The 24,002-nt window shown below is 31.7% G+C and carries 20 protein-coding genes and 1 tRNA gene; 7 read left to right on the top strand and 14 right to left on the bottom strand.

Annotated features, from left to right (window positions below; translation table 11 throughout):
* Positions 1-4 precede the first annotated feature (4 nt).
* The 3 genes from HMPREF0520_RS02105 to HMPREF0520_RS02115 form a co-directional block, all read right to left on the bottom strand.
* Positions 5-670 carry a deoxynucleoside kinase gene (locus tag HMPREF0520_RS02105; protein ID WP_006729252.1) on the bottom strand — a complete coding sequence of 222 codons (666 nt, stop codon included), beginning with the start codon at positions 668-670 and terminating at the stop codon, positions 5-7.
* A 12-nt stretch (positions 671-682) separates the two neighbouring features.
* Entirely contained in the window at positions 683-1,330 is a 648-nt protein-coding gene (locus HMPREF0520_RS02110; protein WP_033193060.1) for a deoxynucleoside kinase, read from the bottom strand.
* A gap of 117 nt (positions 1,331-1,447) precedes the next feature.
* A complete protein-coding gene (locus HMPREF0520_RS02115; RefSeq protein ID WP_006729254.1) occupies positions 1,448-2,152 on the bottom strand; it encodes a glucosamine-6-phosphate deaminase in 705 nt (234 codons plus the stop codon).
* 175 nt (positions 2,153-2,327) lie between these two features.
* Here HMPREF0520_RS02115 and HMPREF0520_RS02120 point away from each other — a divergent pair, with 175 nt between their 5' ends.
* Positions 2,328-3,821 (top strand): peptide MFS transporter, encoded by a 1,494-nt coding sequence (locus HMPREF0520_RS02120; protein ID WP_006729255.1) that lies wholly within the window; start codon positions 2,328-2,330, stop codon positions 3,819-3,821.
* A 172-nt stretch (positions 3,822-3,993) separates the two neighbouring features.
* Positions 3,994-4,950: a ferrochelatase gene (gene hemH / locus HMPREF0520_RS02125; protein WP_006729256.1), complete on the top strand. Its 957-nt coding sequence runs from the start codon at positions 3,994-3,996 to the stop codon at positions 4,948-4,950.
* A gap of 28 nt (positions 4,951-4,978) precedes the next feature.
* Here the strand turns inward: hemH and HMPREF0520_RS02130 are convergent, their stop codons facing one another.
* The 5 genes from HMPREF0520_RS02130 to HMPREF0520_RS02150 all read right to left on the bottom strand — a co-directional run bounded on the left by HMPREF0520_RS02130 (position 4,979) and on the right by HMPREF0520_RS02150 (position 10,965).
* Positions 4,979-5,935, bottom strand: a complete 957-nt coding sequence (locus HMPREF0520_RS02130) for an ABC transporter permease (RefSeq protein ID WP_006729257.1) — start codon at positions 5,933-5,935, stop codon at positions 4,979-4,981.
* A complete protein-coding gene (locus HMPREF0520_RS02135) occupies positions 5,935-7,047 on the bottom strand; it encodes an ABC transporter permease (protein ID WP_006729258.1) in 1,113 nt (370 codons plus the stop codon). Before HMPREF0520_RS02135 ends, HMPREF0520_RS02130 begins: the two co-directional genes overlap by 1 nt.
* Before the next feature lie 8 nt (positions 7,048-7,055).
* Positions 7,056-8,576 (bottom strand): ABC transporter ATP-binding protein, encoded by a 1,521-nt coding sequence (locus tag HMPREF0520_RS02140; protein ID WP_006729259.1) that lies wholly within the window; start codon positions 8,574-8,576, stop codon positions 7,056-7,058.
* A gap of 67 nt (positions 8,577-8,643) precedes the next feature.
* Positions 8,644-9,732, bottom strand: coding sequence for a BMP family lipoprotein (locus tag HMPREF0520_RS02145; protein WP_006729260.1), 1,089 nt, complete (start codon positions 9,730-9,732; stop codon positions 8,644-8,646).
* A gap of 135 nt (positions 9,733-9,867) precedes the next feature.
* Positions 9,868-10,965: a BMP family lipoprotein gene (locus HMPREF0520_RS02150; protein ID WP_006729261.1), complete on the bottom strand. Its 1,098-nt coding sequence runs from the start codon at positions 10,963-10,965 to the stop codon at positions 9,868-9,870.
* Between the two features lie 342 nt (positions 10,966-11,307).
* On the opposite strand from HMPREF0520_RS02150, the gene HMPREF0520_RS02155 reads away from it, so the two are divergent.
* Positions 11,308-12,618, top strand: a complete 1,311-nt coding sequence (locus HMPREF0520_RS02155) for an NCS2 family permease (protein WP_006729262.1) — start codon at positions 11,308-11,310, stop codon at positions 12,616-12,618.
* Between the two features lie 13 nt (positions 12,619-12,631).
* Positions 12,632-13,942, top strand: a complete 1,311-nt coding sequence (locus HMPREF0520_RS02160) for an MFS transporter (RefSeq protein ID WP_006729263.1) — start codon at positions 12,632-12,634, stop codon at positions 13,940-13,942.
* Between the two features lie 160 nt (positions 13,943-14,102).
* On the opposite strand, the gene HMPREF0520_RS02165 is transcribed toward HMPREF0520_RS02160, so the two are convergent.
* From HMPREF0520_RS02165 to HMPREF0520_RS02190, 6 genes are all read right to left on the bottom strand, one after another.
* Positions 14,103-15,653 (bottom strand): ClC family H(+)/Cl(-) exchange transporter, encoded by a 1,551-nt coding sequence (locus HMPREF0520_RS02165; protein ID WP_006729264.1) that lies wholly within the window; start codon positions 15,651-15,653, stop codon positions 14,103-14,105.
* Positions 15,654-15,722: 69 nt separating this feature from the next.
* Positions 15,723-17,111 (bottom strand): NADP-dependent phosphogluconate dehydrogenase, encoded by a 1,389-nt coding sequence (gndA, locus tag HMPREF0520_RS02170; RefSeq protein WP_010222086.1) that lies wholly within the window; start codon positions 17,109-17,111, stop codon positions 15,723-15,725.
* 772 nt (positions 17,112-17,883) lie between these two features.
* A complete protein-coding gene (locus tag HMPREF0520_RS02175; RefSeq protein ID WP_006729268.1) occupies positions 17,884-18,183 on the bottom strand; it encodes a hypothetical protein in 300 nt (99 codons plus the stop codon).
* Positions 18,184-18,300: 117 nt separating this feature from the next.
* Positions 18,301-19,527, bottom strand: coding sequence for an MFS transporter (locus HMPREF0520_RS02180; RefSeq protein ID WP_006729269.1), 1,227 nt, complete (start codon positions 19,525-19,527; stop codon positions 18,301-18,303).
* A 21-nt stretch (positions 19,528-19,548) separates the two neighbouring features.
* On the bottom strand, positions 19,549-19,929 hold the full coding sequence (locus HMPREF0520_RS02185; RefSeq protein ID WP_006729270.1) for a transcriptional regulator: 381 nt from the start codon (positions 19,927-19,929) through the stop codon (positions 19,549-19,551).
* 250 nt (positions 19,930-20,179) lie between these two features.
* Positions 20,180-20,252: transfer RNA gene (locus HMPREF0520_RS02190), tRNA-Thr, on the bottom strand.
* A 147-nt stretch (positions 20,253-20,399) separates the two neighbouring features.
* Here HMPREF0520_RS02190 and HMPREF0520_RS02195 point away from each other — a divergent pair.
* The 3 genes from HMPREF0520_RS02195 to HMPREF0520_RS02205 all read left to right on the top strand — a co-directional run bounded on the left by HMPREF0520_RS02195 (position 20,400) and on the right by HMPREF0520_RS02205 (position 23,124).
* Positions 20,400-21,086, top strand: a complete 687-nt coding sequence (locus HMPREF0520_RS02195) for an MgtC/SapB family protein (RefSeq protein WP_006729271.1) — start codon at positions 20,400-20,402, stop codon at positions 21,084-21,086.
* A gap of 6 nt (positions 21,087-21,092) precedes the next feature.
* Entirely contained in the window at positions 21,093-22,259 is a 1,167-nt protein-coding gene (locus tag HMPREF0520_RS02200; RefSeq protein ID WP_006729272.1) for an Mbeg1-like protein, read from the top strand.
* Positions 22,260-22,854: 595 nt separating this feature from the next.
* Positions 22,855-23,124, top strand: a complete 270-nt coding sequence (locus tag HMPREF0520_RS02205; RefSeq protein ID WP_006729273.1) for a hypothetical protein — start codon at positions 22,855-22,857, stop codon at positions 23,122-23,124.
* Positions 23,125-24,002: the final 878 nt, after the last annotated feature.

Here is a 24,002-nt window from a genome sequence, read left to right on the forward strand (position 1 = left end):
CTACTCATAACTTAGTCCAATCTTGAGGTAATTTGCCCACTTCTTTTAATTTTGCGACTATCATTTTTAAGACTTTATCACAATCATCGGCACTATTCATAAAATCATATTTATCACCATCTATAACCATTTTAGGAGAATAATTATATTGATCATACCATGGCTTATAATAAGTCAATAATCGTTTATAATAGTCTTCCAAAGTAGGATCATAACTCAATTGTTCATATTTACGACCACGCTTTTGGATTCTCTTAATCATCGTTTCATATGAAACATGAATATGAATTAATAAGTCTGGTTGCCTTTTAGGCATAGCTTTAAGTTCTGCCATCATACCATCCAGCAATTCATAGTACGTCGTTACTTCTTCTTTAGTAGCTCGACCTATATCGGCATTCATTTGAAAAAATAACGCATCCTCATAAATAGAACGATCTAATACATTATTATCTGCTGACAGTGCCTTTTTTATACTCTTAAAGCGTGTATTTAAAAAATATACTTGCAATAAAAATGCATATTTTTTAGGATTTTCATAAAATAATGGTAATACAGGATTATCATCAACACTTTCATAAAAAGGATCTGTCGCTAAATATTTAGATAATATACTTGTTAAACTGGATTTACCGGCTCCAATAGGCCCACTCAATACAATAACTGCCATCACTTTCCTTCTTTATAATTTACCCAAATTACGTAATTTTTCCATCACTTGGTTAACTACAATTTTCCGAGCAGATACATCATTAACAAAATCATATTTATCGCCATCTATCATTAACTTGTCTGACGCGTCATATTGTTCAAACCATGGATCATAGTGACTATTTAAACACGCATAGTACTCTTCTAATTTTGGATCTGTCGATAGTTGCTCAAATATCCTTCCTCGTTGTTTAATATGCTTAAGCATAGTATCAAGCGAAGCATGAATATAAATCAAAAGATCTGGTTTTTTATGCACACTACCTGGAACATCCTCCATCATATTATTGACTAAATCACGATATATTTTAAACTCCGTACTATCCGCAATACCATTATCAACATTCATTTTAAAGAAAACCGAATCTTCATAAATTGAATGATCAATGACACTATTTTTCATTTTGTTTGCACAATTAATTTGCTCTAATCTATGATTCATTAAATATACGTTTAACAAAAATGTATATTTAGACATGTCTTTATAAAATAACGGTAAAATCGGATTGCCATCAACATTTTCATAAAATGCCTGGCCATGTAGTTCATCTGCTAAAATCTTGGTTAAGCTGGATTTACCGGCCCCAATGGGCCCACTTAATACAATAACTGTCATCACTTTCCTTCTACAATATATTGGTTTACCTATAAAAGTTTATAACAACATATTGTACCTAACAAGTATATTTTCAATTTAAAAATAACTTATGCATAATACATAAGTTATTTTTTTAAACTATGATAATTTAGCTGCTGCATCACAGTCAACAATAACAACCACATTCGGATGTTTTTGTAACACTGAAGCAGGAACAGTTTCTGTTACAGGTCCTTCAACCATTGCCTTAACTGCATCCTGTTTGGCAGCTCCATAAGCCATTAAAATGATTTGTTTGGCAGACATAATCGATTTTATGCCCATGCAAATTGCTCTTTTAGGTACATCATCTTGATTATCAAAAAATCTGGAATTAGCTTTAATAGTGCTAGAAGCTAATGTAACTTCATGTGTCGTACTATCAAAAGGAGTGCCTGGTTCATTAAAAGCAATATGACCATTGCCACCAATTCCTAAAATTTGAATATCAATTGGATTGTCAGAAATTATTTTATCATAATCAGCAATTTCTTGATTGATATCTTTAGCTTTACCATTAGGTATATAAGTTTTGTAAAATGGTTTCTTTTCAAAAAGATGTTTCTTCATAAAATAATGATAACTTTGACTATTTTGGGGATCTAACCCATAATATTCGTCTAAATTTATACTAGTTATATTAGTAAAATCCACATCGCTCTCTACCATCTGATCATATAGTGTTATCGGAGTTGAGCCAGTAGCTAAACCTAAAACTTTAGCACCATCCGCTACACCTTTTTTTATCAGTTCAAAGGCTTTTTTGCCACCTTCATATTTATCTTTAACAATTGTAACTATCATAATTTCAATCCCCTTCTTTCTAAATTGGTATAGTCCATTGTATACCTTTTGCTAAATTTGTCAACTATATTCAATAAAAAACATTTTTTATAATATAAATATTTTTTAAATTTGATATTTTTTTTAAAAAATAATATAATTTCGAGTATGTGTTTTATTAATTAGGAGGATAAAAATGAGTCAAAAAAACAGCGATACTGCATTTTTTGGACAACCAAAAGGATTATCTACCATATTCTACACTGTAATGTGGGAAAGATTTAGTTATTATGGTATGCGTGCAATCCTTATTTACTATATATACTATGCAGTAAATAAAGGTGGCTTAGGTATGAGCCAATATAATGCTGCCGCCATTATGTCAATCTATGGATCTTTGGTATTTATTTCTACTTTATTAGGTGGTTGGATATCAGATCGTATATGGGGAACCTATAAAACTACTTTTATAGGTGGAATTTTGATTATGATGGGGCATATTTGCTTGTCAACTCCATTAGGTGTAGCAGCACTTTATCTATCAATTGCATTTATCGTCTTAGGTTCTGGTTTTTTAAACCCAAGTGCTTCTGCCACAGTTGGTAATTTATACGATAAGAATGATCAACGTAGAGATGCAGGTTTCAGCTTATATGTTTTTGGTATTAACTTTGGTGCAATGATCGCCCCGATCGTAGTACCTTGGGCTAGTTCTGGTTTTGGCTTTCATGTATTTGGAAATGTAACCAACTTCCATGCTGGATTTGTATTAGCCGCTATAGGTATGTTATTAGGTTTAATACAATATTATTTTGCAAGCAATAAATATTTACCTGCTAAATCATTTAAACCTGAAGATCCTATGACTAAACAAGAAAAGAAGCAAGTTTTAATCAAATTCTCATATGGGATCATATCACTACTAATAGTACTAGGTGCTATGGCACTTTTACACGCACTTAATATAAATAATATAATTAATTTAATTACTATTATCGCTGTTGTATTGCCGATCATTTATTTTGCAATAATATTCAAATCTAATAAGGTATCGCACTCTGAACGCAGAAAAGTTATTGCGTACATTCCTTTATTTTTAGCAGCAATCATTTTTTGGGGCATTGAAGAATCAGGAGCCGTAGTTTTAGCATTGTTTGCTGAAAATAGAACTGTTCTACACTTAGGTAGTTGGTACTTCCAAGCAGCGAACTTCCAACTATTGAACCCACTATTTATAATGATCTTAACACCGATATTTGTTGCATTATGGAACAGCTGGAAAAAGCAACCTACTGCACCAACAAAATTTGCAGTGGGTTTGGGTTTTGCTGGATTGTCATATTTAGTAATGGCTATCCCGGGAGCATTATTTGGTACTAGTGGCCGAGTAAGTCCACTATGGTTAGTATTATCTTGGTTTATTGTAGAAATAGGTGAAATGTTAATATCGCCGATTGGTTTGTCTGTCACTACACAATTATCACCAAAAGTTTTTAAAACTCAAATGATGAGTTTATGGTACTTAAGTGATGCTGTTGCACAGGCAATAAATGCACAAATAATTCGATTCTACACCCCTAAAACTGAGGTTAACTATTTCATTGCTGTCGGAATAGTAAGTATCGTGTTCGGTATTTTATTACTATTCGGCGTTAAGCAAATATCCGCATTAATGGGAGATTCTAAATAGTTATTTCATAAAAGAGTGTTTTTTAATAATAAAAACACTCTTTTTATGTACAACAATTTTAGTAATAAAATCGAATATCTAAATTTAATATTCTTATTAAGAATTATCTACATTGATAATTTTGATTCTTAAATATAAAATATTATTATACATTTACGAACGGAGTATAAGCATGCAAGGGTTATTACTAGTTAATCTTGGTACACCAACATCACCAACCAAAAACGATATCGAAAAATTCATTTTAGATTTTATGGGAGATCCAAATGTTGTTACTATGCCACAATGGATGTGGAAACCCCTATTAAAACATGTAATCTTACCCATACATATCAAAAAGAGTATTATTTCTTATCAAAAAATTTGGTCGCAAAATGGTTCCCCCTTACGATTTTATACAGAAAAAATTACTCAACAAGTTCAGGCTCTTTTACCAGATTGGCAAGTAAAAATGGCTATGACATATGGAGATCCAAGTATTAATACTACAATTCAAGAAATGAAAAATAATGGATGTGACCATTTAGTTTTATTGCCTCTATATCCACAATATGCAAATTGTACCGTGAAAACAATAATTGCTACAGCTAAACAAACATGTAGCAACTTAGACCTTCCTTTAACCATCATAAAACACTTTTGTACAAATAATGAATATCTACAAATACTGGTTAAAGATATTCAACATTATTGGAATCTTGATAAATATGATCATCTCTATATTTCATATCATGGTATCCCTCAAAGTGCTATTAAAAAAGGAGATATTTATCTAAAAGACTGTACTGCACAAACACAGGCTATGTGCCAAATGCTAAATATACCATCCGAAAAAATAGCCATGGTATTTCAATCAAAATGTGGATTAATGCCTTGGTTAAAGCCTTACTTAAACAAAACATTAATCCAAGCGGCTAAAGACGGTATGAAAAAAGTATTAATCGTAACTCCTTCCTTTGTTACCGATTGTTCTGAAACTATTGCAGAAGATGCTATAGATAACAAAAATTTATTTATAAAATATGGTGGTGAAAATTTAACAGTTGTCCCACCAATGAATGATTCACCTGCTTTTGCTAAATTTATAGCCAATTTAGCTACTAATGTTAATAAAACCAAAAAAGGCTAGTCGTCTGACTAACCTTTTTAAATACTATTTATTTAGATTTAATATAATTAATTCCATCAGCTTTAGGGGCAACTGATTTACCAAAGAAAAGAACCAAAACAATGATTGTCATCAAATATGGTGTACATTGCAAATAAACTGATGGCAAGTGTTCTATCATTGGTAATTGCTTTCCTATAATGCTCAAACTTTGAGCAAAACCAAAAAACAATGAAGCTCCCATTGCTCCTAAAGGATTCCATTTACCAAAAATCATTGCTGCTAAGGCCATAAATCCTTGACCCACGATAGTTGATACTGAGAAATTACCAGATATAGATTGTGCAAATACAGCTCCACCAAATCCAGCTAAAAAGCCAGATAAGAGAACACCATCATATCTCAACAAATAAACATTTATTCCCATAGTATCCGCAGCCTGTGGATTTTCTCCACACGCTCTAAGTCTAAGCCCAAATCGTGTTTTAAACATAATTTCCCAGGAAATAACCGCTATTACAATTGCTAGCCATGCAGCAGCAGAAGTATTTCTAAAGAAGATCTTACCAACTATTGGAATTTGACCTAAAACAGGAAAAGTGAAATATCCAAAGTTCTCAGTAATATTTTCAGTTTGTCCCTTAGAATAAATTGCTTTAACTAAAAATACACTAAACGCAGGCGCCATTAAATTTAAGACAGTCCCTGATATGATATGGTCGGCATGAAAATTAATAGTAGCACATGCATGTAACAAGCTAAATATTAATCCAACAATTCCACCAATCAATGCACCCAACCATGGTGTCCAAATGCCAAATTGTTTATAAAAACTCAAATTAAATACTATGCTGGAAAAAGCTCCCATAGTCATTATTCCTTCAAGTCCAATATTTACTATGCCACCGTGTTCACTAAACGTTCCACCTATGGCACTATACATTAAAGGTGCAGAAAACACCAATGTTGAAGATACAATCAATGATAACATTGAAACAATATCCATTATTTCGATCCTCCAACTTCCAAACCTTGTGTCTTATCACTAGTACAAGAATGTTTCATAACTTTTTTATAATTCAAAAGATATTCAATAATATAATGTATTGCCACAAAAAATATTATGGCCGCAATCACAATAGATACTATTTCATATGGTATTCCAGCTCCAGTTTGCATACCTAGCCCACCTATTTTTAAAATAGAAAATAATAGAGCGGCTAAAAATATACCTACAGCTGTATTACCACCTAGTAAAGCAACAGACAAACCATCAAAACCAATATCAACATTTCCTGTTTGTGTAAAATAATTCTGGTAAGTTCCCAAGCCCAGAATAACACCACCCAATCCAGCGTAAGCTCCGGATAACAACATAGAAACTATAATATTTTTCTTAGCAGAAATACCTGCATAAGTACTTGCATTAGGATTTAAACCTACAGCCTTAATCTCAAAACCGATGGTAGTTTTATTCATAATTATATAAAAAGCTACTAAACCGATGAGGGCTAAGAAAATTCCTGAACTGATACGTGAACCACCAAACATATTAGTGAGCCATTCCCAGCGTAAACTGCCATTATCTGAAATAGTTTTTGTTGTATCAATATTGATTCGTAATTTTTCTGGCATTATTTGTTGCGTCAGATATTGACAAACATATAAAACAATATAATTAAGCATAATTGTTGTAATAACTTCATTAGTTCCAAAATATGCTCGCAATATACCAGCTATTCCTGCAACAACTGCACCTGCTATGGCACCAGATATAAGTGCTAGAGGTATTAATATAATCTTGGGTAAATGCTGGTTAGCTAAGACTATCCAAACTGATGTCACCCATCCTGCCTGTGCTTGACCAGGTAGTCCAATATTAAAAAAGCCTGCTTTATCTGCCACTGCAAAGCCAATAGCCGTAAATACTAATGGCGTCATTTCTCTTAAAGTTTCACCTAACTCTAGTGGCGTCCCTAAAGCCCCCTGAAACATGTATGTATAAGCTGTTATAGGGTTATAACTCCATACCAGCATAATTAAAGCACCTACAATAAAGCCCATCAAAATAGCTATTAAGGATATTAATGCTTTGTTAACTTTCTTTTTGCCTATCATTGCGTTTACTACCTCACTGCCCCTGTCATCAATAATCCTAATTCTCTTTCATTAGTATCAGCAGGTAATACAGTACCTGATATTTGACCATTATGAATTACTGCAATACGATCAGATAACTTTAAGATTTCATCTAACTCATATGAAACTAATAAAACAGCTTTCCCTGCTTCTCTTTGTTTTAATAATTGCTCATGAATGTACTCAATCGCACCTACATCCAAGCCACGTGTAGGTTGAAAGACGATAATTAAATCCGCATTTCGATCCAACTCACGTGCAATAATTGCCTTTTGTTGGTTACCACCTGATAAATCACCTGCTGGTATCATTAAATTAGCAGCCCTAATATCAAATCCATTTACAAGACGTTCTGCTTTCTTGATCATTTCGTTTTTTTGTAAAAAACCATGTTTTGATAAAGGTTTTTCATAATATGTTTGCAATGCTAAATTATCAGCTAAAGACATAGATAATATCAAACCATATTTTTGCCTATCAGCAGGTACGTGTGCAACCCCACATTGAGTAATTTTTCTAACTGGTTGATTGGTAGAATCATGACCTTTAATGCGAATACATCCACTTTCAACATGACGCAATCCAGTTAAAGCTTCTACTAATTCATCTTGACCATTACCATCAATTCCAGCTAACCCTAAAATCTCGCCACGATGCACTTGCAAACTTAATTTTTTAACTATTTGTACACCACGACTATCTTTAACCACCAAATTCTCTACATCTAAAATGGTATCACCGATATTTGAACTAGGCTTAGTAACATTCAAATTAACTTTTCTACCCACCATCATATCTGCTAACTCTTGATCAGTAGTAGCAGAGGTGTCAATGGTTCCAATACTTTTACCACGTCTAATGACTGTCACTCTATCACAAGCTTCTTTGATTTCCTTAAGTTTATGAGTAATAAAAATGATAGATTTGCCCTCATGTACCAATCCTTTAATAACTTTAATAAATTCCGTAATTTCTTGCGGAGTTAATACGGCTGTTGGTTCATCAAAAATCAAAATATCTGCACCACGGTACAAAACTTTCAAAATCTCAATACGTTGTTGCTGTGAAACGGTAGTTTGGGATATTTTAGCACTTAAATTGACTGCTAATCCATACTGCTTTGATAATTCTATTATCTTTTCTTTTTCTTTCTTAAAATCAATAAAACAGCCCTTGGTGATTTCATTACCTAAAATGATATTTTCTAAAACAGAAAAACTTTCAGCCAGCATAAAATGTTGGTGCACCATTCCTATTTTCAAACGTTTAGCTGTATTAGGATCCTTAATAATAACTTTTTTTCCATTAACATAAATATCACCAGAAGTAGGTTGCAATAATCCTGATAAAATATTCATTAAAGTTGATTTTCCAGCTCCATTTTCACCAAGCAAAGCTAGAATTTCGCCCTTTTTCAAAGTTAAATTAATATCATCATTAGCTCGAAAATTACCAAATTGTTTTACAATATGTCGCATTTCGATTACATTATCAACTGTATTGTCCATAACTTTTCTTTCTTTCAAAAAAGCCCTTCGCTATACAAACGAAGGACTTAAATAACTTAACTAACAATTATTTCTTGGCAGGTTTAACAGGAACCTTAATTTTTCCATCAATGATAGCTTGACGAGCTTTCTTAATACTTGACCAAGTCTTAGCATCAATGTGTCCTCTAGTTAAAGATACACCATTACTATCCAATCCGTAAACTAAAGTTTTTCCACCTGGGAATTTATTATGATATGCCTTATCAGCAATATCTTTACATACAACATCTAATCCCTTTAATACAGAAGTTAGAGTAAAGTTTTCTTTTTTACCATCTTTAGAAACATAATTTCCTAATTTTTCTTGGTCAACATCAACACCAATTACCCAAACTTTTTGCTTAGCTAATCTAGTCTTGTTATAATCCTTAGCTTCTTGGAATACACCATTTCCTGCTTGACCAGCTGCTTGATAAACAATATCAGCATTATCAGCATACATTGATTTAGCAATTGATTTGGCTTTATCTGTCGATGTAAAATCGCCAACATATTGTACATTCACAGTAACTTTTTTCTTTAAAGCTTTAGCACCATCTGCAACACCTTTTCTAAAGCCAGCCTCAAATAAATCGATTACTGATGAACGGACACCACCAACAAATCCAACCTTACCTGTCTTAGTAGTACCAGCTGCTGCTAATCCTGCTAAATATGAAGCATCATTACTCTTAAAAATAGTAGATACTACATTCTTACGACCAGTAATCACAGAATCAACGATAACAAAATTCCTCTTAGGATTCTTTTTTGAGGCAGCCTTAATCGAATCTGTTAAAGTAAATCCTACACCATAAATAGTTTGATAACCAGCAGACGCAGCTTGATTCAAATTTGGCACAAAATCAGATGCTCCATTTGACTCAAAATATTGATAGCCACCAGCACCACGCTTTAAATGATGTTCTTTACCATAATCTGTAAAGCCCTTCCAAGCTATTTCATTATATGAATGATCGTCTACACCATTAAAGTCTGTAATTAAAGCAATACTATGTTTCTTGTCGCTATTACCTGCTCCATTCTGTGTATTGTGTGAACAACCAGCAGAAAGTATACCCATTGCTGTTACAACTAAACCTAATGTAATAGATTTCTTTAAATTAAGATGCATCCCTACTAACCTCCAAAACCTCTTAATGTTTAATAAAAAAATAACATTTATTCGGTTATTTGTCAATTTTTATTACAAAAAATACTTTTTTTATTGCTAGTAGTAGCAAAATACGAACATTAGTAAACGATAGAACTACTTATTTTTAGGATGAATAGGTACTTTAATACGTCCTTTTAAAATATTCGTGCGTGCTTTTTGTGATGCAATCCATACCTTATTTGGTATATCAGTATTATGAACAATAGCTACACCATCATTGCTTAACCCGTAGTTTAAGGATTTTCCACCTGGAAATTGTTTTCTATATGCTCGATCAGCAATATCTTTAACAGCCACATTAACACCTGTTATTACAGAAGTTAAAGTAAAGTTGGATTTTTGTCCGCCCTTAGCAACATATTCTCCTAGGGAGCTTTGATCAGAATCAACACCTATAACCCAAACTTTTTTATTGGCAGGCTTAGTTTGATTGATAGATTTCGCAGCTTGAAATATTCCATCACCAGTTTTTCCTGCAGCATGGAAAATAATATCAGCCTTTTTAGCATACATAGTCTGAGCTATAGCACGTCCTTTATCACTAGAAACGAAACTTCCTGCATATTGATTTAAGATTTTTATATTCTTGTGTAATTTTTTAGCGGTGTCTTGTACGCCTTTAGTAAATCCTGCATCAAATAAATCTACAATATGTCCATGTATACCGCCGATAAACCCTACTACATTAGTTTTAGTAGTATAAGCCGCAATCACACCAGCTAAATAAGACGCATCTTGGCTTTTAAAATTAGCACTTACAACATTTTTTTGATTTTTAATCCAATCATCAATAATGACAAAATTCTTTTTCGGATATTTCTTAGCAGATTGAGCAATAGCATCTTTTAAAGAATATCCAACACCAAAAATAGTTTCAAAATTAGCATTAACCGCTTGTTCAATATTAGGTACAAAATCAGATGCCCCATTAGATTGGAAATATTGATAACCATTATTCCCACGACCAAGGTTATGTTCTTTACCATATTGCTTAAAACCAGTCCAAGCAGATTGATTAAATGAATGGTCATCTACACCTGCAACATCTGTTATTAATGCAATATTATGTTTTGTAGTTTTACTATCGCTACTTGCACCTCCTTGCTTTTTGCCCGCACAAGCAGACAATAACAACCCGACTGTAGTTAATATTAACCCAGCTTTTAATACACTCTTAAAACTTTTCTTCATAAAATATCCCTTCTCTTAGTAAAACACAACATATTGTGTTTGGCTTTTTTAAACAGCAACTATAAGTTAACAATTTATCTACTCCTTGTCAACGAAACACAATACGGATGTAATTTAACAAATGCCGTTATATCAAAGTTTTAACAACTATGCATTTTTTAATAAATTAATCTTCAAGTGCGATATATCAGTCTTTTAGCAATTATTTTGATTTTTTTGCAAAAAAATCAAAACACAATATCTAGTGTCCGTGTAAAATAGCTAATTACAAAAATTTATACTTATATGATAAACTATTAACATTAGTTATTTTAGTTCGTAAAACTAATACAGGGAGGATTTATGCAGATATTAGATAACTTTTTTCACTTAAAAAAATCTAAGACATCAATCAAACAAGAATTTATTGCAGCTTTAACTACTTTTGTTAGTTTATCGTATATTTTATTTGCCAATCCTAATATCTTACACGATGCTGGCATAGACAAAGGAGCTGCTTTCACAGTTACTGCAATTGCTACTGCTATAGGATGCTTTCTGATGGGAATTATTGCTAATTATCCAATAGCATTAGCCCCAACTTTAGGATCGGGTGCTTTTTTTGCATATAACGTTTGTATTGGAATGAAAATTCCATGGGCAACAGCCTTAGCTGCTGTTTTATTGGCTTCTATTTTGTTTATTCTAATTACAATATTAAAATTGCGAGAAATGGTAGTAGATGCTATTCCTCAAGATCTTAAATATGCCATTTCATCAGGTATTGGTCTGTTCATCGCCTTTATCGGCTTACAAAGTTCAAAACTAATAGTTAATAGTAACTCAACCTTAGTAAAATTAGGATCCTTCAATAATCCAGACACATGGGTATCAATGTTTGGTATTATCTTGACAGTAATCTTAGTAGCATCTAGAATTCCTGGTTCCATTTTTATCGGTATGCTATTAACTGCACTTTTTGGTATCATCATCAGACAAATACCATTACCAAATAGTATTGTTTCCTCTGCTCCCAGCATTGCTCCAACTTTCGGTAAAGCAATATTAGAATTAAAAAATATTAATACTACTCAATTATTTATGGTAGTTATCACTTTTTTACTAGTTACTTTTTTCGACACTGCTGGCACCCTAATTGGAATGACGCAACAAGCTGGTATGGTAGATAAACAAGGTAAAATTCCTAGAATTGGAAAAGCATTCTTATCCGATTCATTGGCTATGGTTGAAGGTGCTATCTTAGGAACCGCTCCATTAGGAACATCCGTAGAATCATCAGCTGGCATTGCCATGGGAGGACGTACAGGATTAACTTCAATATTGGTTGGATTTCTATTTATTATTTCACTGGTATTTAGTTCTTTATTAACAGTTATCCCCTCTACAGTTACATCCCCCGCATTAATTATTGTCGGTGTACTGATGGCTGCCAATTTAAAAAACATACATTGGCACGAATTTGAAATTGCTTTTCCAGCATTCTTAATCGTAATAGGTATGCCACTCACATATTCAATTTCTGATGGATTAGCATTAGGTATGATTGCCTACCCTATTACAATGATTGCAGCTAAAAGATATAAAGAAATACCGAAGATGATGTACATTTTGTTAATCATTTTCGTCGCATTTTTCATAATCACTAATTTATAATATAGAAAAAAATATGCAGGAAAATTATAATAAAAAAAATTATCAATACGCTCCATTTTCCAAAGTTCACCTTAGAGTTTATATTGCCATTTGTTTAGGACAAATTGCATGTGGATATAGTTTAGGAATTAGTGGACTTGCTATAGAAGCTGCCAACAAATATCTAAATATTACTAGCATATGGAATGGCTTGATCGGATCAGGTACTCTTATTGGTCTAGGTGGCAGTATATTTATGGGACGTTTAGCAGATAAAATTGGTAGGCACCACATGTTAATGATTAATATGTATGTACTATCCTTTTTGTCGATTATTCAATTGTTCACCAGTAATTTGCTATTTACTTTTATAATTCGAATTGGTATCGGATTAATGATTGCTATTGATTATACAGTCGGTAATGCATTATTAATTGAATGGATGCCCATACAAGAAGGTGCTAAAAAACAAAGCAGTATTCTTTTATATTGGACCCTTGGTTTTGTCATTTCTTATCCAATAGGATTAATAATCCATGGTTTTGGTCCCTTAACTTGGAGAATTATTTTAGCATCTGTAGTTTTTTTCAGTTTAATTGCTGCACTATATCGTACATCATTTAATCTGCCAGGGTCTCCTAGTTGGCTAGCAAGTAGAGGAAATTTTGTTGATGCTAATAAAATTATTCAATACCAATTAGGTAAAAAGTGGGGACTGCCAAAACATCTAGAAAGATACAAACCTGTTAAAAGCTTGTCATGGACTGAATTATTTAATAAGCACTACCTTAGAAGAACTATCGTAGGGGGAGGGTTTTATGCTTGCCAATCTTTTGCCTACTTCGGCATAAGTATATTTTTACCCTTAATTCTTAAAAGCATGAACCTACAAAATAATTATTTACCAGGTATCATTTATAATATAGGTATTTTTGTAGGTGTAAGTATTGGCGTAGTTATCTTTAATCATATCGGTAGAAAAATATTTTTAACATCAACTTTTTTGATATCTGCTATCAGTATTGGATTATTAGCTCTATCATTACATGCTAATGCATGGATTAAAGTAGTTCTGTTCTTAATTTTTGCTATGTCTTTATCTTCAGGCCTAGTTTTTGATTATACTTATACAACCGAATTATTTGATGTTAAAATCAGAGCTACTGGCGTTGGTACATGTATAGCAATTAGTAGAATTGGTGCATTTTTAGGAACTTTTTTATTACCTATCATAAATCAAAATTATGGAACAAGTACCGCTATGTTTATTTGTTTTATAGCCTTAGTATTAGGAGCTCTTATTTGTGGTATATTAGCTATCGAAACTGCAGCACTTAGTAAATAGCCTTTATAACATATATAACTAGCTATCTGCGATAATAGTTTACAAATAAAAAAACATATTTTCCATAATAAAAACCTCGAATTTCTTGTCAACATTTCGGTGTTTATATTAAAAAATATGTTTTTTTGTTTTATCACAAAATTATATATTATAAAAATTACTATTTAAATCCTTGTAATTTTGTCATTTCATCATAAACAGTTGCTCTTTGCCCCTCATCTATAACCAATATCAAAGCATCGCCAGCAACAATTTTCGTTTTACCATTTGGTATTATATCTCTACTACCACGTTTTATTAACTTAACTAAAGTGTTTTTCGGCCAACTGATTTGCGATATAGACTTATCGATCATACTACTGCCTTCATAAACAGGAACTGTTATTTGATCCTCATGTCCTGATTCATCTTGTGTCATATCATCAAGTTGCATATGAGCAGCTAACATACCATAGATAGGTTTTCCATCCATCAAATTATCAATAATCAATCCAACAAAAGCTACTACAGCTAAGGGCATTAAATGCAACAACGATCCAACCATTTCAGTAATCAATATAATAGCGGTAAATGGTGCTCTAATGATTACAGCAAAATACCCCGCCATTGAAAAAATTATTAAATTAACCACCAAATGTGCAGGCATTAAATGCAAATTAACCATCAACATACCATAAGATGCACCTATAACTGCTCCCATAGCAAGAATTGGCAAGAAGATTCCACTAGGCAAACCAGAATCATATGAAAAAATAGAAAAAACTATCCGTAAAATATAAAATGAAATTAAAAGTAAAACAATATTCCATCCTGATTTGGTAATAAAACCTGATAAAGAAAAAATCAAACGATGACCAGGTCCTGTTATTGCTGGCAAGTAATAAGCTATAGGAATAACCATAAGTAACGGTATTAATCCATGTAACCACCTAGGAATCCAAGTTATATGCGTATAAATTTTTTTAAAAGAAAATAAACTGTGTTTGTATAACTGACCTAGCAATCCTAAAATTACACCTAAAATTACTAGTTGCCAATATAGGTTGACTGGAAATGTATGTTTATACGGTATCGCTAATACTGCCTTTTGTCCAAAAACATTGGACACAACAAAATCAGCAGCTATCGCACCTGCTAAAGCATTCATCCATACACGAGAAGAGAAATTATGAAAGACCTCTTCTAAAACAAACATAACCCCACTCAATGGTGCTCCAAAAGCTGCTGCCAATCCACTAGCGGCTCCTGTAGCAAGTAAGATTCTAGAATTGGTTTTGCTTTGCTTAAATTTCTCACCGACACCTTGGCCAATAGTAGAACCTAATTGTAATGATGGTCCCTCTGGTCCCAAAAAAATACCTGTACTAATAACCATTATTCCGCCTAGCAATTTACGCCATAAGATAGGCCACCAAGGTATATCTAATTTACCTTGTAATTGCAATTTGACCTCAGGTATACCTGAGCCACCGACATGTGCTTGTTGATGTACAAAATATCCTGCTATCACACCGGTCAATATCAGTCCAACTATTACAACTACAAACCAATAAGGATTATCATGCGTTAATTCAAATAATTTTAGCCACAGAGCCGACATCTTTTCTATGCCAAATCTAAATATGCCTACAACTATTCCAACCAACAAACCCACTAATAAAGCTTGCATAAGGACTTTATATGCACTTATTTTAACTTTTTTAAAAATCATTATTTTTGCCCCCCATAAACAACAAAAAAAGCACATAAGGTGCTTTTTTGTTACACGTGAAACTTAATGCTACTTTTCAGTATACCATTCCATATGATATACTCCATCTCGATCATTACGATAATACGTATGTGCACCAAAATAATCACGTTGCCCTTGGAGTAAGTTTTGCGGTAATTTAGGATTAAAAATTGTCTTTAAGTAACTATATGCAGCACCCAAAGTTGGAATAGGTATTCCTGCTTCAACTGCCAATTTAACTATTTCTTCCAAATCAGTTGTATATTTATTAGCAATATCATTAAAATATTTGTCTTTAAATAAATTTGGCAAATCGGCATCTTGATTAAATGCATTTTCAATGTCTTTTAACATAGAAGAACGTATAATACACCCTGCTTCCCAAGTTTGAGCAATTGCTGGATAATGTAGATTCCAACCATATTCTTTAGCAGCCATACTTAATTGTTGAAATCCTTGGGCATATGAAACTGCAGAAGCTAAATAATATGCATTAGCTAATTTTGTAATTAATTGATTAAGATCCACTTTTCCTTTAAATTCTGGCATGCAACCATCTCGCAACGTAGCTTTAGATGCAAAACGTGCTAATACTGCTTCAGCTATCACTGTTATAGGACAACCTAATTTAATAGCATCTTCCAGCATCCAATTTCCTGTTCCTTTATAAGAAGCTACATTGAGAATTTTATCAACAATATAACCATCAGCCAGATCATCTCGCTGCTTTAAGACTTTAGAAGTTATTTCCGTTAAATAACTATGTAATTGACCTTCATCCCATTTTTCAAAAAATTCACTCATTTGTTCGTTAGTACAATTACCTACAGTACGTAATACATCATATACTTCACAAATGATTTGCATGATACCATATTCCATGCCATTATGAACCATTTTGACATAATGTCCACTAGCTTCAGGACCAATATATGCTACACAAGGAACACCTTCTTCAGTTTTAGCTGCAATTGATTCTAAAATTGGTGATACTTTATCATAAGCTTCTTTGTCTCCACCCGGCATCAAAGCTGGACCATTTAAAGCACCTTCTTCACCACCAGATACACCCATTCCTATAAAATGAATACCTTTTTCTTCTAATTTCTTAAACCTACGATTTGTATCATTAAAGTTTGAATTACCACCATCAATAACAATATCACCAGGCTCTAAAAGCTCGGTCAATTTTTCTAAAGTCATATCAACCGGTTTTCCTGCTCTTATCATTATCAACATTTTTCTAGGTTTCTCTAATGAATTAATAAATTCTTCCCAAGAATAAGTTGGTTTTAATTTATCATCTTCATATTTTGCTAGTGCATCTACTTCAGGTTTGTCAATACTAAAACCTGCTACTGAAAACCCATGATTTCTAATGTTTAATGCTAGGTTCTTGCCCATCACAGATAGTCCAATTACCCCAAATTGTTGCATCATTGTTACCTCCATTGTTGCTTCTATATATTTAAGTATACTTTTTTTGAGTTTTTTTGTGAAACTTTATTTATCATTAAGCAAAATTAAACACAAAAAAAGTCTATCATATCAAGCTCTCTCGAACTCAAATGATAGACCTAAAACGTGTAAGTTATTTAACTAATGCTGACTAGAAGCACAGAGGTTTTAGCCAACACCCTTGATATATCAATATTTTTAATAGGCACAATACTTGCAAAGTGCAAATAAAGTGCACTTTTAACTAACGATTACAAAGTTGAGAATTTTCTTTATAAGATTCACGATTTTATTTTACATATTTTGAAAGAAAAACTTGAATAGTATTTCCCATTCTTTGGCAAGCATACATATTAGATATGCGATTATCATTACCTAGTAAACTGCTTAAAGAAACTCTCAAAGAATACAAAGCTAAAATTGAATCTTTCTGTTTTTCAATCCCTGCATTCTTACAAACAGCTTTTAGTTTTTCATTTAAGCTTTTTTGTGTCACTGGTAATCGGTTATTTGAACTAATTGATTTATAATTGTGTAAGTTCAGAAAAATGTATCCCGATGTATTTTTTTAACCATATTCATCGAGGTACTTTTTTTGTTTAATCTGAAAATCTTTAATCAAATCAATTACTTCAATATTCTTAATTGGCAAACAATATCTATAAGCACCTTTGGGTCTGTCTTTCAAAGAACCATTAGGCTTTTTTTCTTTTTCCGACCAGCTATCATCGATTTTAAAAGTATAAGAGCCTTAATACTTTACTAATTGCTCAAACTTTAACACTTGTAACTCTTCTGGTCGTAATCCCAGATAAGTATCTACAATTAAAGCTAACCTAGATACAGAATTAGCAATAGTAGCTCCTTTATACTCTTTAAGTAATTCTTCCCTCAACGCACTAATTTCATCTTTAGAAAATAAGTGCCACTTCCTACCAGTACTAAAATCAGACTGCTTAAAGAATAATTTTAGATAACTTCTAGGAATTGGATTAACGCTTAAAACTGCCTTATCCAAAAGAAAAGTAAAGAATGTTCTAAGGTGTGCCAAAGTTACATCTATTACAGTACTCTTTTTAACGCTTGCTTTAAGATGGTTCTTAAGATACCAATGTCCAAAATCGTTAAAGAAGTGTTGATCAACATCTCTTAATTGATTTAAAGGCTTTCAATTTGTATTTTTTAATTTTTCCACTATAAAGTAATAAATAGAACTACATATCAATGCTATTCCATATATATATTGAGTAATAAGTGAACCATAAGATTTAACAATCCATCCTCCAAGTAAAGTTCCTATAGGAATCATTATTGACAAAAGACTATCGTTTATAGTTTCAACTCTACCTAAAATAGCAGATGAAAAACTTGTTTGAACTAACGCTTCAAAATTTGTATTCATCATAGTGATCCATAATGGTGATATAACTGAATTTATCAATACTAACCCAATTCCTACACTTACTGATAATGGTACAAATAATCTAAATATACCTGCTCCTAAAAAACAAATTGCTATAAACTGTCCCATATTTTTTTTACCTAGATCAAATTTTTGAACTAAAAAAGCCCCTATTATGCTTCCAAATGATGAAGCAATTAATAATTTTCCGTATCCTAACGCCGAAGTTTGGATATACGTTTGCGCAAAAAAAGGTAATCCAACTGCAAATATGCCGTAAAAAAGATTAACTACACATAATGGTAAAATCAATTCTAAAATAGATTTTTCTTTTCTTAATGTCTTCCATCCTAATAATAGATCGTTAAAATAAGAGCTTGTAAAATAGGAATCATCCTCCAAAATATTTTTAGCCAAGATATTGATTTGAATGCTATGATAAAACAATAATGCAATTCCAAAAATTACTGCTGAAAATATTATTGTAAAACTAACAGAAGAAAAAGTGATAATAAATGTTGTAATACCATCTAGTATCAAATCTAATATTTTATACGTTACCTGAAACAAACCATTAAAACGTAGTAAATCTTTTTTTGTTACAAATAATGGCAGTAATTTATATTCAGAAGGATAGATAATAGCAGATAGTATAGAGGATATAGTAAACAAGAGTAATAATATTATATCTATAATATAACTTTTTTGTCCTATACCCAAAATTGTTACCACTATAATACTTATAACTATTTGAATAAAGGTTGAATATTTAAGTAATCCTTTAATTGAAATCTTATCTATCAATGGTCCCAAACTGAAAGACATCATATCTATTCCAGAAGATATAGTAAAAATAATTGAAACCATCAATTGCGAATTTCTATTCTCTTTGAAATACCACAAAATAGCCATATAAAATAAACTATCTGCAATATTGGTAGCTATTCGCCCTATTAAAAGTTTATATATATTAGAGTATTTTTTGGAGAACATATTTTTTCCTTTTTTAATCTTCTAACTCATGTTGATAGCTTTCTTTCCAATTATTTTCTCTTGGAAAAAAAGGTAACTACTAACATCGGAGTTCACTATTATGCGGTAATACAATTTTACTTTATCTACTTCATGGTTATTAACCGCTTCACCAATTGCACATGACAGTTTCTTTTCTAATTTACTTGATTCAGATAAATAAGTGTCCTCTATCTTAGAAAAGAAAGTAATTATATCTATACCATTTTTAAATAATATTTTTACTAATGCTTTACTGCTTATATTTCTTTCATTATGTATAACTCTAGAATAAGCACTCTTTGACATAATTCCTTGTACCATTTTTTCTTCAGTAAGACCTAACTTGTCCTGCTCTTCTTTTAATGCTTCACCAATAGTCATATTTTTATCTTTCCAAATCTTTTTAGTTTATCTTAATGTTAACTACTAAAAAAAGCAAGTATATCATGCCTGAACACTTGCTTTAATCATTATTCCACGCTAAAAACTGTGTGCAAAAATTGCACTTTAATAATTTAACTGCGTGCACTTAGTGTGCATCATTTTTCTTCACACAAAAAAATTAACCTTAACTTATCTTCGTAAAAACGTTGATAAATCAAGGTTAATCAATAAAAGTGAATCTTTATAATGCTGACTAAAGGATTCGAACCTTCGACCTCATCATTACTAGTGACGTGCTCTGCCAACTGAGCTAAGTCAGCGTATCATTCCTAACACAATTATTTATTTAACCATAAATAGATTCATTTTTCAAGTACTTTTTTTATTTTTATAACTTTATTGTTCTTTTATTTTGAAAATAAGATAAAATATAGGCATACATTTTATAAAAAGGACTGTTTTTAGATATGCAAAATTTTCCATTTTTTCTGGATTGTTTTTTTAGAATATTAATTGCTGCTCTTTGTGGTGCAGCCATCGGTTACGAACGTGCTACGTTGAGAAAAAGTGCAGGTATTAGAACTCATATTGTCGTTGCTGTAGCTTCTGCACTTTTCATGATCGTATCTAAATATGGTTTCTTCGATATTTTGAAGGATACAGGTATAGGATTAGATCCCTCACGTATTGCCGCACAAATTGTTACTGGTATTTCCTTTATTGGTGCTGGAACAATTTTAGTTAGAAAGGCACAAGTTTCAGGTCTGACTACAGCAGCTGGTGTATGGGCAACAGCTGCCATTGGTACAGCTGTTGGTGCAGGAATGTATACCATTGGAATTATTAGTACATGTTTCTTATTTATAGTGCAAATAGTCTTTCACGATGATACTTTTATCAACTTTTTAATAGTACATGTCAGATTTAATGTTCAGATAGAGGTAGATAATGTACCTAACATATTAAATGAATTAAAACAAATTTTGGCTAACAATGACGTTGAACAAGTCTCATTAAAACTAATCAATGCATCTAAAGATCGCCTGCTTATTAATGTAGACGGCATCATAAAAAGCCGCAAAGACGAAAATGATATCATCATCACTCTAGAAAAAAATAATTATATTCATCGTGTTAGTTGTGCTCGCGGGTAAATATATATGGCTAATATTTTAAATTATATGCGTTGGCGTGGAGATTTACCTTTTTCTATAAACAAATTTAACAGTATTGATGCTGCTTTCTTTGCTACTTTTGTGTATTTACCATTTCCAACAATTAATAAAAAGATACTATTATCCGACTTAGCTTCTGAATATATTAACAATCAAGATATGCTAAAAAAGGTTAATGGCTATGAAAAAGAACAATTACAGCTTATTCCTTTTTGTAAAAGATATGGAGATTTAGAAATTTTGGATTGGACCAATATGATTAAAACAAACCCACCAGTTCAATTTTCTGCTGCTACTTTTCGCTTAAATAAAAACACAATTTTAGTTGCTTTTAGAGGAACTGATGGATCAATGATTGGTATTAAAGAAGATATTGATTTATCTTTTCACCCTAAAACTAGTGGTTTAACTGTTGCTAAACATTATCTACAAAGAATCGCTACTCAATTTAACAATGATAATATATATATCGTTGGTCACTCAAAAGGTGGTATGTTTTCACAATACGCAGCTATTTTCGCACCTCAATTCATACAAGATAGAATTATCAAAGTATATAGTTTTGATGGACCTGGCTTAATGCATAATTATTATTCTCCATCTAAATACAAAGAAGTATTGCCAAAATTCATAACATATATTCCTGAAGGCTCTATTTTTGGTCTAATGTTAGACCATCCCGAACATGTATTAGTTGTTAAAAGCAATGCCAATATGTTAAAACAACATAATATCATTCAATGGGAAGTCGCCCGTAATGGCTTTGTTTTAGCAAGCAATGGACTAACTAATGCTAGTCGTATTCTACGTCATTCATTTATATCCGTTAATACTAAAATTCCTATTAATGATAGGGAAAGCTTATGGATGGCAATCTTTTCTGCTTTGGAAAGTCAAAATGTCGTTGATTTTTCTCAATTACGTGATAGTAAGTTAAGAAGTGCAATTAATCTTAGTCAAGCATATATGTCACTAAGTCCTCAACTAAAAATTGTAGCTAACGAAGTGATTTCAATTATTGCTACATCTGCTAAAAATCATATAAATATTCCCTTTATTAATAAAGCCAAATTACTAAAACCCTTATCTAATAACTCGAATAAAGGTCCCATTGTAGATGACTCTTATGATCAAACTATGCAAAAAAAATAGACTCACATGAGTCTATTTTTTGTATAAATACATTATCTCTTTTACCTTAAACACTGGTATTTTAATTATTTTGACCTGCTTGTTAATTACTTGCGAATCAATAATATTCCACTAATCAATGTCAAGCGGTGTCCATTGCTTTGAAAAACGTGGAAATTCATTTATTAACAAGTCATTATCATCTTAACAATCGTACTAATTTTTTCATTCTGATTTCGATCTTAGATGCTTATCAGCTTAAATTCATCAGTAATTATACTTTTCCATCCATTTGTCTTATGTATTATGAAAGGAACACCATTTTAAAACAAGATGGTGTTCCTTTCATTATACTTTTACCTTTTGGATTTTCCTTTAATCCGTAATCGCTTGTGACTCTATGGCTGAAAAATTGATAAAGGTAATTAAAGTTATTAAAAGGTATGTTAGTTCTAAAAAAGAAAGAATAATTAAGTCCAATTAAAATTAATAATTGTCTTCATGTAACTTGATCAACTTGGAGATAAAGTTTGATAATTAAAAAACAACAACTAACTATGCTCAATGTAATTATTTCTGAATTACAATTATAAAAAACTAGTAGTAAGAGTTTAGATTGAGATCAACGATTAAAATAATTATCAGTATATATATAATTACAGACGAACAAGAGACAATCTATATTCCTCGTCCTAAACAAAAAAGTGTAGCCTTAATTTCACAAGATCGCATTGATTGGTTAGAAAAGTATGCTCAATCAGAACCTGGAACCTTGAAGCATTCTATAGCCGGCGAGCATTTAACGGAAATGGACATTATTCTTGAACAATGTCAAAGGATTTCTACAAATGAAGACTATAATAAGTTCTGGGAGCAATTTAAATAAAAAAATGAGTAACAGTAGCAAAAAGAGAGTAGATTTTATCCCTCAACTAGATTTTGTTCAAGATTTAAATTATTTAAGCAAATTAGATCTCACCATTTTAAATGGAGCTAAAGATGCGGTTTCTATATTAAGAGATGGTTTATAATTACCAGATGAGTTTAGACATCATAATCTTTATGTTTATTATGAAGGTACTTCAGAATTTTATCGAAGAAATACACCTAAAGATTTTAAAACAAACGATAAAAATGATGTAGTTTTGATTTATAAGAAAAGCACTAGATCTTTAGTTGTCCTTGGAATTAGAATTGATTCACATACTCGTCTTTTTCATGACAAATATAAACTGAATCACCGAAAATAATTTCCAAATGAAATTATGTAGACAGACAATCTGATATGGTCGTTTTTTATCATCAGTGTAACCATCTCCCCGAAATGCAGGTCTTGGCTACTCCTAGATGATACGGAAAACTGCACTAACCAACTGCAGTGTTGAGGATAGACTTGCCTGCAATGGAAGGCTTAAAGCTCTTCTAGTTATTGACGATTATATAAAAATAAAACAGTTAATTACAAATAATAAAAAATAAAATTTGCTGTTGACTTTTACTTCTGATCTATTTAATATTATTTGGATTTACGTTGCACTGTTTTAATTGAAGATGTGGTTGGGATGAACTTAATTAAAAATTTTTCAAGTGGTTATTTGTATTATTAATAATTAATCTTGTAGGGTTAATATTAATTAAACTTTATTCTGCTTATTACAATTTTGGCACTAGAATTTTTGGTGTTCATAGTGAAGCTGCAATTAAAGACTTTTGGCATAGTGACTTTATTATTACAATTCCATTTGTTATTGGTGTAAATTTGCT

The sequence above is a fragment of the Lactobacillus iners DSM 13335 genome, assembly GCF_000160875.1.
Taxonomy (GTDB): domain Bacteria; phylum Bacillota; class Bacilli; order Lactobacillales; family Lactobacillaceae; genus Lactobacillus; species Lactobacillus iners.

Excerpts from the sequence above, each read along its gene's own strand:
- HMPREF0520_RS02195 (WP_006729271.1), top strand. The coding sequence starts at position 20,400 with ATGCAAAATTTTCCATTTTTTCTGGATTGTTTTTTTAGAATATTAATT.
- HMPREF0520_RS02105 (WP_006729252.1), bottom strand. The coding sequence starts at position 670 with ATGGCAGTTATTGTATTGAGTGGGCCTATTGGAGCCGGTAAATCCAGT.
- HMPREF0520_RS02140 (WP_006729259.1), bottom strand. The coding sequence starts at position 8,576 with ATGGACAATACAGTTGATAATGTAATCGAAATGCGACATATTGTAAAA.
- HMPREF0520_RS02130 (WP_006729257.1), bottom strand. The coding sequence starts at position 5,935 with ATGGATATTGTTTCAATGTTATCATTGATTGTATCTTCAACATTGGTG.
- HMPREF0520_RS02165 (WP_006729264.1), bottom strand. The coding sequence starts at position 15,653 with ATGATTTTTAAAAAAGTTAAAATAAGTGCATATAAAGTCCTTATGCAA.
- HMPREF0520_RS02180 (WP_006729269.1), bottom strand. The coding sequence starts at position 19,527 with ATGTTCTCCAAAAAATACTCTAATATATATAAACTTTTAATAGGGCGA.
- HMPREF0520_RS02150 (WP_006729261.1), bottom strand. The coding sequence starts at position 10,965 with ATGAAGAAAAGTTTTAAGAGTGTATTAAAAGCTGGGTTAATATTAACT.
- HMPREF0520_RS02135 (WP_006729258.1), bottom strand. The coding sequence starts at position 7,047 with ATGATAGGCAAAAAGAAAGTTAACAAAGCATTAATATCCTTAATAGCT.
- hemH (WP_006729256.1), top strand. The coding sequence starts at position 3,994 with ATGCAAGGGTTATTACTAGTTAATCTTGGTACACCAACATCACCAACC.
- HMPREF0520_RS02120 (WP_006729255.1), top strand. The coding sequence starts at position 2,328 with ATGAGTCAAAAAAACAGCGATACTGCATTTTTTGGACAACCAAAAGGA.
- gndA (WP_010222086.1), bottom strand. The coding sequence starts at position 17,111 with ATGCAACAATTTGGGGTAATTGGACTATCTGTGATGGGCAAGAACCTA.
- HMPREF0520_RS02115 (WP_006729254.1), bottom strand. The coding sequence starts at position 2,152 with ATGATAGTTACAATTGTTAAAGATAAATATGAAGGTGGCAAAAAAGCC.
- HMPREF0520_RS02155 (WP_006729262.1), top strand. The coding sequence starts at position 11,308 with ATGCAGATATTAGATAACTTTTTTCACTTAAAAAAATCTAAGACATCA.
- HMPREF0520_RS02160 (WP_006729263.1), top strand. The coding sequence starts at position 12,632 with ATGCAGGAAAATTATAATAAAAAAAATTATCAATACGCTCCATTTTCC.
- HMPREF0520_RS02185 (WP_006729270.1), bottom strand. The coding sequence starts at position 19,929 with ATGACTATTGGTGAAGCATTAAAAGAAGAGCAGGACAAGTTAGGTCTT.
- HMPREF0520_RS02145 (WP_006729260.1), bottom strand. The coding sequence starts at position 9,732 with ATGCATCTTAATTTAAAGAAATCTATTACATTAGGTTTAGTTGTAACA.
- HMPREF0520_RS02200 (WP_006729272.1), top strand. The coding sequence starts at position 21,093 with ATGGCTAATATTTTAAATTATATGCGTTGGCGTGGAGATTTACCTTTT.